This is a genomic window from Leisingera sp. SA215 (genome assembly GCF_055902035.1).
Map to the genome: position 1 here is coordinate 70,545 of NZ_JBVVXU010000004.1, position 13,295 is coordinate 83,839.

13 protein-coding genes are annotated in these 13,295 nt (G+C 64.7%); 7 read left to right on the plus strand and 6 right to left on the minus strand.

The window, feature by feature from the left end; all coding sequences use genetic code 11:
• Positions 1-74 precede the first annotated feature (74 nt).
• Complete coding sequence (locus tag AC0KW6_RS06145) at positions 75-518, minus strand: nucleoside deaminase (protein WP_474034429.1); 444 nt, start codon at positions 516-518, stop codon at positions 75-77.
• Positions 519-604: 86 nt separating this feature from the next.
• Positions 605-1,987, minus strand: a complete 1,383-nt coding sequence (locus AC0KW6_RS06150; protein WP_474034430.1) for an MATE family efflux transporter — start codon at positions 1,985-1,987, stop codon at positions 605-607.
• A 121-nt stretch (positions 1,988-2,108) separates the two neighbouring features.
• On the opposite strand from AC0KW6_RS06150, the gene AC0KW6_RS06155 reads away from it, so the two are divergent.
• A complete protein-coding gene (locus AC0KW6_RS06155) occupies positions 2,109-2,759 on the plus strand; it encodes a TIGR02453 family protein (RefSeq protein ID WP_474034431.1) in 651 nt (216 codons plus the stop codon).
• Between the two features lie 3 nt (positions 2,760-2,762).
• Here AC0KW6_RS06155 and AC0KW6_RS06160 read toward each other — a convergent pair whose 3' ends face one another.
• The 3 genes from AC0KW6_RS06160 to AC0KW6_RS06170 form a co-directional block, all read right to left on the minus strand.
• Entirely contained in the window at positions 2,763-3,677 is a 915-nt protein-coding gene (locus AC0KW6_RS06160) for a nickel/cobalt transporter (protein WP_474034432.1), read from the minus strand.
• Between the two features lies 1 nt (position 3,678).
• Positions 3,679-4,314, minus strand: coding sequence for a DUF1007 family protein (locus tag AC0KW6_RS06165; RefSeq protein ID WP_474034433.1), 636 nt, complete (start codon positions 4,312-4,314; stop codon positions 3,679-3,681).
• A 245-nt stretch (positions 4,315-4,559) separates the two neighbouring features.
• Positions 4,560-5,975, minus strand: coding sequence for a pyridoxal phosphate-dependent decarboxylase family protein (locus AC0KW6_RS06170; protein WP_474034434.1), 1,416 nt, complete (start codon positions 5,973-5,975; stop codon positions 4,560-4,562).
• A 235-nt stretch (positions 5,976-6,210) separates the two neighbouring features.
• On the opposite strand from AC0KW6_RS06170, the gene parE reads away from it, so the two are divergent.
• From parE to AC0KW6_RS06200, 6 genes are all read left to right on the plus strand, one after another.
• Positions 6,211-8,169: a DNA topoisomerase IV subunit B gene (gene parE, locus AC0KW6_RS06175; protein ID WP_474034435.1), complete on the plus strand. Its 1,959-nt coding sequence runs from the start codon at positions 6,211-6,213 to the stop codon at positions 8,167-8,169.
• A gap of 36 nt (positions 8,170-8,205) precedes the next feature.
• Positions 8,206-9,120, plus strand: a complete 915-nt coding sequence (locus AC0KW6_RS06180) for a restriction endonuclease (RefSeq protein ID WP_474034436.1) — start codon at positions 8,206-8,208, stop codon at positions 9,118-9,120.
• A 919-nt stretch (positions 9,121-10,039) separates the two neighbouring features.
• Positions 10,040-10,804, plus strand: coding sequence for a hypothetical protein (locus AC0KW6_RS06185; protein WP_474034437.1), 765 nt, complete (start codon positions 10,040-10,042; stop codon positions 10,802-10,804).
• Positions 10,805-10,832: 28 nt separating this feature from the next.
• On the plus strand, positions 10,833-11,489 hold the full coding sequence (locus tag AC0KW6_RS06190; protein WP_474034438.1) for a DNA-3-methyladenine glycosylase I: 657 nt from the start codon (positions 10,833-10,835) through the stop codon (positions 11,487-11,489).
• An 18-nt stretch (positions 11,490-11,507) separates the two neighbouring features.
• On the plus strand, positions 11,508-12,188 hold the full coding sequence (locus AC0KW6_RS06195) for a hypothetical protein (protein WP_323778483.1): 681 nt from the start codon (positions 11,508-11,510) through the stop codon (positions 12,186-12,188).
• Between the two features lie 162 nt (positions 12,189-12,350).
• Complete coding sequence (locus AC0KW6_RS06200) at positions 12,351-12,785, plus strand: DMT family transporter (RefSeq protein WP_323778481.1); 435 nt, start codon at positions 12,351-12,353, stop codon at positions 12,783-12,785.
• Between the two features lie 61 nt (positions 12,786-12,846).
• Here the strand turns inward: AC0KW6_RS06200 and AC0KW6_RS06205 are convergent, their stop codons facing one another.
• A complete protein-coding gene (locus AC0KW6_RS06205) occupies positions 12,847-13,167 on the minus strand; it encodes a bactofilin family protein (protein WP_323778480.1) in 321 nt (106 codons plus the stop codon).
• Positions 13,168-13,295: the final 128 nt, after the last annotated feature.

Genomic DNA, 13,295 nt, shown 5'->3' on the forward strand with positions numbered 1-13,295 from the left:
ACAGCGAAAGCCCGGCGCGAAATCTTCGAAACCCGACGCGAAATGCCAATATTTCGTCAGCCCTCAGGCCGCCGTCACTCGGCAATGTCTTCCGCCCACAGCGCAGGCTTTTCCCGGATGAACCGCGCCATCAGCGCAATGCAGTCCGGATCGTCGGCGATTACCACTTCAACGCCCCTTGAGCGCAGGAATTCCTCATTGCCGCCAAAATTTCTGGTATCGCCGATCACCACCCGCGGAATGCCGAACTGCACAATGGTGCCGCTGCACATCATGCAGGGCGACAACGAGGTATAAAGCACCGTATCGCAATAGGATTTCTGCCGCCCCGCCTTGCGCAGCGCGTCCATTTCCCCGTGGGCAACCGGATCGCCCTTCTGCACCCGCTGATTGCGCCCCTGGGCCACCACCCGGCCGCCGCGCGCCAGCACCGAGCCGATCGGGCAGCCGCCCTCGTCAAAACCCGCCCTGGCTTCCTCGTAGGCAACGCGCAGCAGGCGTGTATCGTCATCGGTCATCATCGGGAACGGCCTCTTTTCTGACTGCAGGCAAAGCTGTTCAGCAAGCCTGCCCAGACACCTGCAGCTGGTCAACCCCGCCCGGCTCAGACAGCCGGGGCGCCTGCCAGCTTGATCGACTTGATCCAGAACCGCGCCATCAGGCACACGCCCGCGGTAGAGAGCCCGGCAATCAGCCCCGCCCAGACGCCAACACCGCCCCAATCCAGCACAAAGCCAAAGACATAAGACGCCGGCATCCCGATGGCCCAATAGCTGAGCACCGCAATCACCATCGGCACGGCTGTATCCTGCACCCCGCGCAGCAGTCCCAGCGCAACCGCCTGCATCCCATCCATCATTTGAAACAGCGCCGCCGCCGCCAAGAGCCCGGTACCGATCAGCAAGATTTCCGTCTTCTGCGGATCCGCAGGGTCGAGAAACAGCGACATCAGCGGTTCGGGGATTGCCAGGAACAGGGTGACCCCGACCACTGAAAACGCCAGTGACATCACTGTCACGACCTTGCCGCCGCGCGCCATGTGATCCCGGTCGCCGCGCCCGTATGCATTGCCCGCACGGATCGTGGCCGCATTGGACAGACCCAGATGCACCATGAACGTCAGCCCCGCCAGCGAGATCGCAATCCCATGCGCGGCCAGCGGCACCGTGCCCAGCCACCCCATCATCATCGCCGAGGCCGCAAACAGGCTGGCTTCAGCCAGGGTGGTCAGTCCGATCGGCGCCCCCAAGCGAAGCACCTGCCCCAGCATCTCCCAGTCGGGGCGCTGGAAGTTCTTCAGCAGCTCATGTTCCGGCAGCACCTTCAGCGCATAGGCCAGCACCAGCGCAAAAGACACCCCGTTGGTCACCAGCGACGCAATCGCCGCCCCGGTGATGCCCAGCTCCGGCGCGCCCCAGTTGCCAAAAATCAGCGCATAATTCACCAGCGCGTTCAGCACGGCCCCGAACACCGACAGCCACAGCACGATCTGGGTCCGCTCCAGCGCCGCCAGATACGATTTGGCCACCATATACAACAGGGCCGGAAAGATCGCCCAGCCGGCAATCCGCAGGTACTCTGCCGCCGCATGCGCAATGTCGGCCTTCTGCCCCAGCATCAGCAGGATCGCTTCCGACCACCACAGCAAGGGCATCGCCAGCGCCCCGTACAGCAGCGACAGCCACAACCCCATCCGGGTGCTGCGCCGGATCTGCCGCTCCTCCCCGGCACCCGCCGCGGCAGCCACCATCGGCATCACCGCAAAGGCAAAGCCGGACCCCAGCAGGAAGATCGAAAAGAAATAGGTCGACCCAAGCGTCACCGCCGCCAGTTCCTCCACCCCGTAGCGGCCCAGCATCACGGTATCGGTCAGGCCGATTGCAAACTGCGCCACATGGCCGCCGACCAGCGGCAGCCCAAGAACGGCTATCGCCCTTGCATGGCCGCGCAGCGGCATCCCGGTGTGTTTTCTCGCCAAGGTGTTCATGCGGCCAGCCTTAGACTTGGGCGCGCGCTCCCGCAAGAGCGGAGTTCCCTTGCCCTTGCGCAGACCTATGGTGATAATCCCGCAGGCGGATTTCCCGCCCGCGCCCCAGGAGCCTCTTGCGATGACCAACGCCCTTCCGCCGCTGTTCCCCGATGCCCGTGACTTTCTGGCAGCGCTTGCGCAGAACAACAGCCGGGACTGGTTCACGGCGCATAAGGACAGGTATGACGCCGCGGTGAAATTCCCCGCGCTGCGGCTGCTCGACGAGATCTCCGAAGCCATCGCCCGGCGCAGCGGCGCCCCGGTCACGGGCAAATTGTTCCGCCCCCAGCGCGACGTGCGGTTTTCCAAGGACAAGACACCCTACAACACCCATCTGCACCTGATGTGGACGTTGAACAGCAGCGGCTGCGCGCTGTTCTTCGGGCTGGCCCCCGGCTACTGCACCGCAGGCGGCGGCATCATGGGCTTCAGCAAGCCGCAGCTGCCGCGCTGGCGTGCGGCCGTCGACGGCGCCTATGGCGACGAAATCGCAGCGCTGGTGGACATCCTTGCGCTCAAAGGCTTCACCGCCAAAAACCCCGAGTTGAAACGCGTGCCCGCCCCCTATCGCAAGGCCCACCCGCACGGCCACCTGCTGCAGCGCAAGTCGCTGACCTTCTGGCACGAGATGAGCGCGCGGGAACAGGCCGCGCCGATGCCGGCCCTGATGTCGGCTTACCTCATCCTGGAACCGATGTTTGCCCTGCTGGAAAGCGCACTGGCGGAGTGATCCTCACAGCGCCCGCAGCATGATCTGGCCGGCCAGAAGCGCCACCACAGCGCCTGCGGCAATCTCCAGCACCGCCGCGGCCCGCAGCGCGCCTGTCCCTTGCAGCTGAACCAGCGCCCCCTTGCGCAGGGTGACCGCCGCCGCCGCCACCGCCACGGTCACCGATGCAGTGCCAAGCCCCATGGCAAAGGCGCCGGCAACACCGGCCCACAGCACCCCCATGCGCCAGGTCAGGAGCAGCAGAAACACCGCCCCCGTGCAGGGCCGCAGCGCCACCGCGCCGATGATCGCCAGCGCGTCGCGCAGCGAGGCGGCACTGGCCGCCTCCTCCGCCGTCGGCCCGTGGCGGTGGCCGCAGGAGGCGCAGACCTCCCCTTGCGCATGTCCATGATGAGCGCGGCGGTTCTCCTTCGCCGCCGCAGTCCGGCTCGCCAGCAGCCGCCGCACGCCCCGCAGCAGCAGCCACAGCCCGACCAGCGCAATCAGCCCATAGGACACCGGCGCCAGCACCTCCTCGGCCGCAGTGGTCAGCTGCTCGCGGCCCCAGTCCAGCAGCAGCAGCCCGCCCGCCACCAGCAGCACCGCGGTGGCCGCCTGCGCCAGCGAAGACGCCACAGCCAGCCCGGCCAGCCGGGCCAGCGGCACCGTCTTGCCGATGCCGTAACCGCCGATCACCAGCTTGCCATGCCCCGGCCCGGCGGCATGAAAAAACCCGTAGGCAAAACACAAGGCCAGCAGCGCCAGCAGCGCCCCGGGCTCACCGGCCCGTAACGCCCGCAGCCCCCGCGCCAGCGCATTCTGCGCCTCGCGCTGGCCTTCGCCCGCCCAGACCGCAACAGCGCCGGCGCCGCCGAACCCCCACAGCCAGACGGCGGAAACCGCAACGGCCAGCGCAGAAACTGCCAGAAAAACCCGCACCTTACGCCCCGCAGCTCAACTGCACAGTGTCGGCAAAGGCTTCGCCGACCTCCGGATACACCGCCTCCGCCTGATCCGCCGGCATCGCATAGAGCAGCTCTTCAACCTTGGTATAGGCCGCGTCCAGATCCGGCGGCGTGACACGCCCCTGGCAGCCGCCCGAAACCGCCAGCCCGCCAGTCAGGGTATAGGCCGTGTAATAGGTCGGATCATAGGCCTTGATCATCACCCCATGCGCTGCCTGCGGCTGCACCAGAACGCGCCGGTGGCGGGTGGTGATACGCCCCTCGGCAACTTCGGTGGACAAATGCTCCGGCGCCCCCAGCGCCAGCGCAGCACCGTCATGGGTGAGATAGGTGTCGCCCTGAAACCCCTCGGTCCACGCCATGTCAAACCCCTGCAGCCCGGCCAGCTCCGCCGCGGTCAGCACGCCGTCATAATCGCTGTCCAGCCCCCGGTCCTCGAAAATCAGCAGTGAATAGAACTCATCATAGGCCCAGGTGATTTCCACCGCCTGCAACTGCCCGCTATCGGAAACGATCACCTTCAGCGCGGTATCGACAAAAATATGCGGATGCGACCCGGCATCCTGCGGGGCCAGCAGCGCAGCGGCAAGCAAAGGAACCAAATGTTTCATGGTCCCAGCTTTACGCCCCAATCCGCAGCCCCGCAACTGCCGGGCCCGGAACCGGCAGGCTTCAGCCCGGCAGCTTCGTTCTGGTGGAAAATACTCCGGGATGAGGCCGCAAGAGCGAGGGGCAGCGCCCCTTGCCTTTCCCCTGCCGCCGGGATCTTTCGGCGATCGCACCCGCCCCAAGCAAAAATGAAACCGGACGCCGCAGATCGGCTGCCCTTGCAAGCGATCTGGCGCCTCTCAACGCCTCACACCGCCGCCTCCCGCGCCACCGCGGCAACCGCCGCTGCCACATCCGCCTCGCGGCTGCGGTGGTTGGTGATCGCGGCGCGCAGCATCACCCGGCCCTGCGAACGGGTGGTGGAGAACACCGCCTCGCCGCTTTCCTGCAGGGTCTGGGCAATCCGCGCATTCACCTCCGACTGCATTTCAGGCTCCAGATCGCTGCGGGCGGTGAACACGCAGACATTCGACACCACCGGCGCCCCCAGCGCCATCTTCGGCTGCGCCTCAACCTGCGCCGCCATATATGCCGCCAGCGCGCAATTGCCGGTGATCGCCTCGGAAAACGCCGCCTCGCCATAGGTCTCCAGCGCGGTCCAGATCTTCAGCGCCCGGTTGCCGCGGCTCAGATCAATGCCGTAATCGCAGAACCACGGCTCGCCGCCCGCCAGCCCGCGCTCGGCCCCTTCCAGATACGACGGCCGCGCCGAAAACGCCGCCCGGTGCTCCTCCTCATTGCGCAGCAGCGCCATGCCGCAGTCATAGCCCACATACATCCACTTGTGGAAATCCAGCGCGATGCTGTCGGCCCGTCCAATCCCGTCGGACAAGGACCGCCACGGCTCCGCCGCGATCCGCGTCCAGGCGCCAAACGCCCCGTCCACATGCAGCCACAGCCCCAGACCGGACGCCGCATCCGCCAGCGCATTCAGATCATCATAGAGCCCCAGATCCACCGACCCGGCGGTGCCCACCACCAAAAAGGGCAGCGCCCCTGCGGCCTTGTCCTCTGCCACCATTCGGGCCAAAGCCGCACAGTCGATCTGCCCAGCCTGCAAGGGCACCATGCGCAGATTGTCCGAACCAATGCCCAGCAGTTCCACCGCCTTCAGCGTCGCATTGTGAACGCCCTCGCCGGCATAGGCGGTCAGCCGCACACCGCCCTGGCCACACTTGCGCAGATCCTTCATCACCCGCAGCCGCGCCGCCTGAAAGCCGATCACGGTGGCCTGTGAGGTGCCCGTGACCAGCAGCCCGCTTGCGCCTTCGGGCATCCCCATCTTGCGGCGCGTCCAATCCACCACCGCGCGTTCCATGTAGTTCGCACCGTGGTCGCGCCCGCCCATATTGGCATTCACTGCCGCCGCCGCGACCGAAGCGATCAGGTCCGTTGCCAACCCTGACCCCTGCACCCAGCCCCAGAACCGCGGATGGGTGTTGCCGCCATGATAGGGCAGCACATCGCGGATGATCCGGTCCACCGCCGCCCGCGGCCCCTGCGCCTGCGCCGTCACCGCATAGCGCCCATCGATGTCCTCAGGCACCGGCTGCCAGGGGTGCTCCGCGGCCTGTTGCATCTGATCCAGAGCCGCCTCCAGCATCCGCTGCGCCTCCTCCCGGAACGCCGCCCAGTCCTGCGTCTTGATCCCCTTTTCAGCCACCCGCGCGCCCTCCTCATGCCGTCCGCTGGCCGGGGTTTAGCCCGCAGGCCCCGTCCCTGCACGGGAAATATCGACGCAGCCGGTTAACCGGAACGTTTCTTCGATAGTCTGAAAACTTTGCTTCTCCGGCCGCCCCGGGTGCCTTATCCACAGCCCCTTGCGTGCCTCTTCCACCCGGCCACGACACCTGCCATAATGGCTGCCAATCAACACCAAGGAAGAGCAGTTCCCGCACATGGCCGACGACCTCCTCAGCACGCCTGCAGCCGACACCTATGACGCCTCCTCTATCGAGGTTCTGGAAGGGCTCGAACCGGTCCGCCAGCGCCCCGGCATGTACATCGGCGGCACCGATGAGCGCGCGCTGCACCATATGGTCGCCGAAATCCTCGACAACTCGATGGACGAGGCCGTCGCGGGCCATGCCAACCGCATCGAGGTCACCTTGAACGCGGATTATTCCGTCACCATCACCGACAACGGCCGCGGCATTCCGATCGACCCGCACCCCAAATTCCCGGACAAATCCGCGCTTGAGGTGATCCTCTGCACCCTGCACGCGGGCGGCAAATTCTCCGGCAAGGCCTATCAGACCTCCGGCGGGCTGCACGGCGTCGGCTCCTCGGTGGTGAACGCGCTGTCGGATTCGCTGGTGGTGCAGGTCGCCAAGAACAAGGAATTGTTCGAACAGCGCTTCTCGCGCGGGCTGCCGCTGGGGCCGGTGGAAAAAATCGGCGCCGCCCCCAACAAGCGCGGCACCTTCGTGACCTTCCACGCGGATGAGGAAATCTTCGGCTCGCACCGCTTCAAGCCCGCCCGCCTGTTCAAACTGGTGCGCTCCAAGGCCTATCTGTTCTCCGGCGTCGAAATCCGCTGGAAGACCCTGATCGACGACGGCGAGACCCCGGCCGAGGCCACCTTCCACTTCCCCGGCGGCCTCAAGGACTACCTGACCGAGGTGCTGGGCAAATCCTCCGTCTATGCCGACGCGCCCTTTGCCGGCAAGGTCGAGTTCCGCGAGAAATTCAACGCCCCCGGCTATGTCGAATGGGCGATCAACTGGACCCCGTCGCGCGACGGCTTCACCCAGTCCTATTGCAACACCGTCCCCACCCCCGAGGGCGGCACCCATGTGGCCGGCTTCTGGGCCGCGATCCTCAAGGGCATCAAGGCCTACGGCGAGCTGGCCGGCAACAAGAAGGCCGCCCAGATCACCCGCGACGACCTGATGGCGGGCGGCTGCGCGCTGGTCTCCTGCTTCATCGCCGACCCGGCCTTTGTCGGCCAGACCAAGGACCGCCTCTCAACCGAAGCGGCCTCCAAAATGGTGGAAAACTCGGTCCGCGACCATTTCGACAACTGGCTTGCCGCCGACACCAAATCGGCCGGCGCCATCCTCGATTTCCTGGTCCTGCGCGCCGAGGAACGGCTGCGCCGCAAGCAGGAGAAAGAGACCCAGCGCAAATCCGCCACCAAGAAGCTGCGGCTGCCGGGCAAGCTCACCGACTGCACCTCGAAAGACCGCTCCGGCACCGAATTGTTCATTGTCGAGGGCGACTCGGCCGGCGGCTCCGGCAAGGGCGCGCGCAACCGGGTCAATCAGGCGCTGCTGCCCTTGAAGGGCAAGATCCTGAACGTGCTGGGGGCGGCCTCCAACAAGATCAGCACCAACGCCGAAATCCGCGATCTGTGCGAGGCGCTTGGCGTCGGCACCGGCACCAAGTTCAACCTTGACGATCTGCGCTATGACAAGATCATCATCATGACCGATGCGGACGTCGACGGCGCCCATATCGCCTCGCTGCTGATGACCTTCTTCTTCACCCAGATGCGGCCCCTGATCGACGGCGGCCACCTCTACCTCGCCTGCCCGCCGCTGTTCCGCCTGACCCAGGGCGCCCGCCGCGTCTACTGCCTGGACGAGGGTGAACGCGACGCCTGGCTGGAAAAGGGCCTGGGCGGCAAGGGCAAGATCGACGTGAGCCGCTTCAAGGGTCTTGGCGAAATGGACGCCAAGGACCTGAAAGAGACCACGATGGACCCCGCCACCCGCAAGCTGATCCGCGTCACCATCGACGAGGACGAACCTGGCGAGACCGGCGAGCTGGTCGAACAGCTGATGGGCAAGAAACCCGAACTGCGCTACCAGTATATTCAGGAAAACGCGAAGTTCGTGGAGGAGCTGGATGTTTGAGGGAGGATCAGAACCACCTTACAGGACAAATAAATTATGCCCGTACCAGATTACCAAACATTAATGCTTCCCGTACTTCAACTTTTTGCAGATGGCAAAACTAGTATAAAGGAATGCATCCAACCACTCCGCGCCCAGTTTAATATCACTGATGAAGAAGCGTTAGAAACCCTGCCTAGCGGCCAAACGGTTTTATATAATCGCGCGCATTGGGCGCGAACTTATTTGGGCAAAGCTGGCCTTCTAGAGTCGCCCAAACGCGGCTTCCATCAAATCACCGGCCTAGGGCTTAAAATCCTCTCAACCCGCCCTTCACGAATTGACGTAAAATCTTTAAAAGAGCTCGAGCAATTTAATAACTGGTTCGAGAGCAACAAGCGCGACAGCAGTTCAGAACCAAGTTCGCAAGCACGAACTGAGGATGACCAAACACCAGAAGACGCAATTCAATCTTCCAGCAAAGTACTAAATGCTGCTCTTCGAGACGACTTGATTTCAGCCCTTCTACAGGTTTCACCGACACGGTTTGAGCAACTAATCCTGGAGCTTCTTGCCGCTATGGGCTTTGGCAAGGGGCGATCAGAAAATCAACTATTAACCCCAACTTCCAAAGATGGTGGCATTGACGGTGTCATAAATGAAGACGCATTGGGACTTGACGCAGTTTACATACAAGCAAAACGCTACGCTATTGAAAACAAGGTCAGTCGGCCAGACATCCAAAAGTTCGTCGGTTCGCTTACAGGGGAAAGTGCGACGAAAGGCGTCTTTGTTACTACATCTGACTTTTCGAAAGAAGCCACGTCCTACATCGATAGAGTACAACAGCGCATAGTCCTTATTGATGGTCAACTTTTGGCGCAATTGATGATCGATCACAATGTAGGTGTAAAAACTCGCTCCACCGTTCACATCAAAAGCTTAGACGAAGACTACTTTGCGGAACTTTAAAATACACCCTTCCTGCCAGCCTCCCGCACCACAAGGCCCGCGCCTGACCTTGGGGAGGCGCGAATGCGCCTTCCCGGGGGGAGTGAAGGCCGTCGCGGAAACGCTCCGGGGGAGCGTTTCAGGCCTGAACGGGCGAAGCCCAAGGCGCGGGCCGTGCCGCTGCGCGCCACGCCCCAGGAGAAATCCTGCCAACGCCGCTCTTTGACTTGCACTGTTGGTTGCGAGGGGCTCCGCCCATCCACGCCTCAAACAGTCCCCCGGACTGTTTGTCCCTGCGGGAACCGGCGTGTACTCCCGAAGGGAAGGTCAGGCGCGGACCGTGCCGCTGCGCGCCAGGTCCCAAAGGGGGCACAGCGCCACCCATTTCACCTTCCCCAAATACTCCCGCCCCCTGCCCGGCAGGCGGCTTTGCCGCCGAGAGGGGAGGCATCCAACGTTAGGCCGCAAGCGGCCCGGTCAAACCGGCCCGCCCCCGTTGCGCCAAGCCCCAAACCACCGCACGCCCCGCTTGCGCGCCCTTAACCCAGGCCTGCCATACTGCAATGCGTCGCGGCACCGGTGCGGACTGACACCCCGCACCAGCAGGAGATACGGACCCCCAAAGACCACCTCTTCATCGGGTGCAGGGAGGGGTCCGCAAACAGGAAGCTTTCAAGCGGACATGGGGCCTTGCGATCCCCATCCGGCCCTCCGCCATCCTGGCGGCGCCGCCTCCTTTGACCCGGCCAGCACGACACGGCCTTGCGCATATACCGGCCCCCCGGCCCCAGGCAGCAGATCCCCGGACGGAGCCCGCCTCCCGCCCGGCCCAACCCATGCACGCACGCCGCCGCATGACACCTGCGTGAGCGCGGTTGCCTGAAACCCCGTCCTGTTCCTAAACTTATCCCGACAGCAACAACGCAAAAGAGATCCGGGCATGTCCTTTATCGCAGACAACCAGCTGCCCCTGCTGCTGCTGTTCTTCCTGGCCGGCCTGATCGGCACCGCCTTCCTGTTCCGCAAACCCGCGGGCCACCGCGCCTGGAAACTGGCGGATCTGGTCTGGGTGGTGCTCGGCGGCTTCGGCGCGCTGGCCGCGGTGATCTCCGGCATCTACGCCGCCGACTCATCCAGGCTGGAACGCCAGATCGACATCGCCTATGCCGCCACCGCCGCCTTCGACCGCGACGCCGCCCGGTTCCGGCTCAGGTTCTGCGACCCCGCCTATGACACCGACATCGCGGTCCTGTGCGAAAAGGTCGAATTCCTCTCCGCCTCGACCGCCGGCAACGCCGAACTGCCGCTGTTCATCGCGGTGACCGATGAAGTCGCGCCGCTGCAGGGCCTCCGCTTCCTGTTCGGCAGCGGCGCAGAAAGCACCGGCGCGATGCAGGAGATGAAAGCCCAGGCCAGCGCCTTTGACCCGGCCGCCTTCCTGGTCTTCACCGCGCTGGACGGCACCGCCCAGGCCGCCGTCGACAACATGCGCCGCAAGGTGCCCGCGATTGCCGGCGACTACCTGATCATCGCCCGCGCCTATGACGCCCTCATCGCCCATGTCTCCAAGCTGAAGGACGAATGGGAATACCTGCAGGCCAACGCCGATATCCTGGTCTGGCAGATCATCGCGCTGTGCCTGGTCAGCTTTGCGGCCCCGTTCCGGCTCGGCAAATCGATTGTCGAGCTGCGCGCGCGCCGCTAACCTCTTCCGGCACGCTCAGGGATTTGCCATGCGAACATTCGACGAGATCCACGCCATCGCCGCAGACCGCCACGGCGGCGCAAAGGCGCTGGAGGCGAAACTCACCAGACCCGGCCCCGATGCCACCGCCCTGCCCGAAGACCGCTGGCTGGCAACCATGACCAAATGCATCTTCCAGGCGGGCTTCAACTGGCAGGTGATCGAGGCCAAGTGGGACGGGTTTGAGGAGGTCTTTCACCGGTTCGACCCCGGCTCTTGCGCCTTTATGGCTGAAGAGGAATTCGACCGGATCCTGCAGGATACCCGGGTGGTCAGGAACGGCGCCAAACTGGCCAGCGTGCGCGAAAACGCCGCCTTCCTGATGGACCTGCGCGCGGACGGCGGTGCGGGCCAGGTTCTGGGCGGCTGGCCCTCCACCGATTACACCGGCCTGCTGGAGATGCTCCGGAAACGCGGCTGCCGGCTGGGCGGCAGCACCGGCCAATACGCCATGCGCTTTGCCGGCCGCGACAGTTTCATCCTGTCCCAGGACGTCACCGCCCGGCTGATCGCCGAAGGGGTGATCGGAAAACCCGCCGCCTCCAAGACTGCGATGAAAGCGGTGCAGGCCGCCTTCAACACCTGGATGGAACAATCGGGCCGCACATTGACTGACATCAGCCGCGTGCTGGCGATGAGCTGCTGACCGGATGGCCGCGACCGGATGATCCGCTTTCTGCTTCTTGCCCTTCTGGCTGTCTCCGCCTGCGGCCGCCCGCTGACGGACACGGAACGCGCCTATCTGGCCGGGCTGCACGGCTCCAGCCTGGACGCCGGCAAGCTCCGCATCGTGAAGGGCGCGCCGGTTGCCGCCATCACCTTCCGCCGCTCACAGCGCCCGCGCGTCACCTGCCGCGAGCGCATCCTGCCGCCGGTCACCGACGAGGTCGTCACCTCCTCCCCCGCCGCGGTTGCGCTGTTCAACCGGATCTTTTTCGTCCGGGACTGGTACAGCGACGACTACCTGCCGGACTACCCGGACAAGCTGCACCTGGTCGAGGCGATGCTGCTGGCGCATGAGGCGACCCATGTCTGGCAGTGGCAGAACCGCAGGCAAACCGGCTACCACCCGCTGCGCGCCGCCGCCGAGCATGGCGGCCGCCGCGATCCCTACCTGTTCGACCTGGAGGGGGAGCCGGATTTCCTCACCTATGGTTTTGAGCAGCAAGGCGCCATCATCGAGGAATACGTCTGCTGCCGCGCCCTGGCGCCGCAGGCGGCACGGACCCGCCGGCTGCACGGGATGCTGGCGGCGGCAATGCCCGTCAGCGCCCTGCCGCAAAGCCGCGAAAGCGATGTCTACCTGCCCTGGAAAGACGCCGGATTGCGCGGCATCTGCGACTGACCCTGCGTTTCCCGGCGCTGCGAGCGGTTGCGGAAACCAGGTATGGAAAGCCGATTCTTCCGGGCCGGGTTTCACACCGGAGTCCGGCGCCGCAACGTCGCAGTTGTCCCCGCAGGCCGATTGTGTCCAGAACGGTCCTGCAACCACGAAAGGCACAGGCCCTTGACTCAATACGCCCTCATCATGCTGGCCGCGGGCCTTGGCATTCCGGTTCTGGCCGCCCTGAATGCGGCCCTGGGCAAGCTGATCGGCTCTCCCGCCTCAGCCGCTGTGGTGCTGTTCCTGATCGCGCTGGTTTCGACCCTTATCTATTGCCTGATCGCCGGACCGCAGGCCCTGTCGAAAATCCCGGCGGCACCGAAACACTTGCTGCTGGCGGGTGTGCTGGTGGCCTTCTACGTGCTGTCCATCACCTATGTGGCGCCGCATTTCGGGGTCGGCAACGCGGTGTTCTTTGTGCTGATCGGCCAGCTGATCTCAGCGGCGGCCATTGACCACTTCGGACTGTTCGGCGCCCGGATCAGCCCCCTGACCCTGACCCGCACAGCCGGTATTTCAGTGATGGCGCTGGGGGTCTGGATCACCCAGATGGCGTGACCGGGGGGCGGGCAATGCGGAAACATCCGGTGTTTCAGCAGCGGCAGCCCGCCGCCTGCCCTTACCCCTTCTTGCCGGCGATCCGGATTGTGCCTTCCACCTGCGCGCCGCTTTCGGTGGCCATGCTGTGGGCAGACACATCCGCCTTTACCTGCGAGCTGGCCGCCAGCCGCAGGTCCTCGCACTCGATCTTGCCGCTGTAGATGCCTTCAACGGTCACCGACTTCGCGCTCAGGGCGCCGTCAACCGTGCCGCCCGCATGCACCGTGACCGCCTGCGCCGACAGATCGCCGATCACCCGCCCGCGGACTTCGACACTGCCTTTGCTGGAGGTGATATTGCCCTCAATAGTCACATCTTTTTCGATTACCGAATTCACCACGTCTCAGCCCTTTCTGCGCATCCCCGGTCAGCCTATCCTGAAAGGCCCGGTTTGAACACCTGATAGCAAACCGCCGCTCCCGGCCATAGTCCTGCCCTGGGGCTCCCGGCAAGGTTCCGCTGGCGCCG

Coding starts and splice junctions, on each gene's coding strand:
- AC0KW6_RS06145 (WP_474034429.1), bottom strand. CDS start 518: ATGACCGATGACGATACACGCCTGCTGCGCGTTGCCTACGAGGAAGCC.
- AC0KW6_RS06150 (WP_474034430.1), bottom strand. CDS start 1,987: ATGAACACCTTGGCGAGAAAACACACCGGGATGCCGCTGCGCGGCCAT.
- AC0KW6_RS06155 (WP_474034431.1), top strand. CDS start 2,109: ATGACCAACGCCCTTCCGCCGCTGTTCCCCGATGCCCGTGACTTTCTG.
- AC0KW6_RS06165 (WP_474034433.1), bottom strand. CDS start 4,314: ATGAAACATTTGGTTCCTTTGCTTGCCGCTGCGCTGCTGGCCCCGCAG.
- parE (WP_474034435.1), top strand. CDS start 6,211: ATGGCCGACGACCTCCTCAGCACGCCTGCAGCCGACACCTATGACGCC.
- AC0KW6_RS06180 (WP_474034436.1), top strand. CDS start 8,206: ATGCCCGTACCAGATTACCAAACATTAATGCTTCCCGTACTTCAACTT.
- AC0KW6_RS06185 (WP_474034437.1), top strand. CDS start 10,040: ATGTCCTTTATCGCAGACAACCAGCTGCCCCTGCTGCTGCTGTTCTTC.
- AC0KW6_RS06190 (WP_474034438.1), top strand. CDS start 10,833: ATGCGAACATTCGACGAGATCCACGCCATCGCCGCAGACCGCCACGGC.
- AC0KW6_RS06195 (WP_323778483.1), top strand. CDS start 11,508: ATGATCCGCTTTCTGCTTCTTGCCCTTCTGGCTGTCTCCGCCTGCGGC.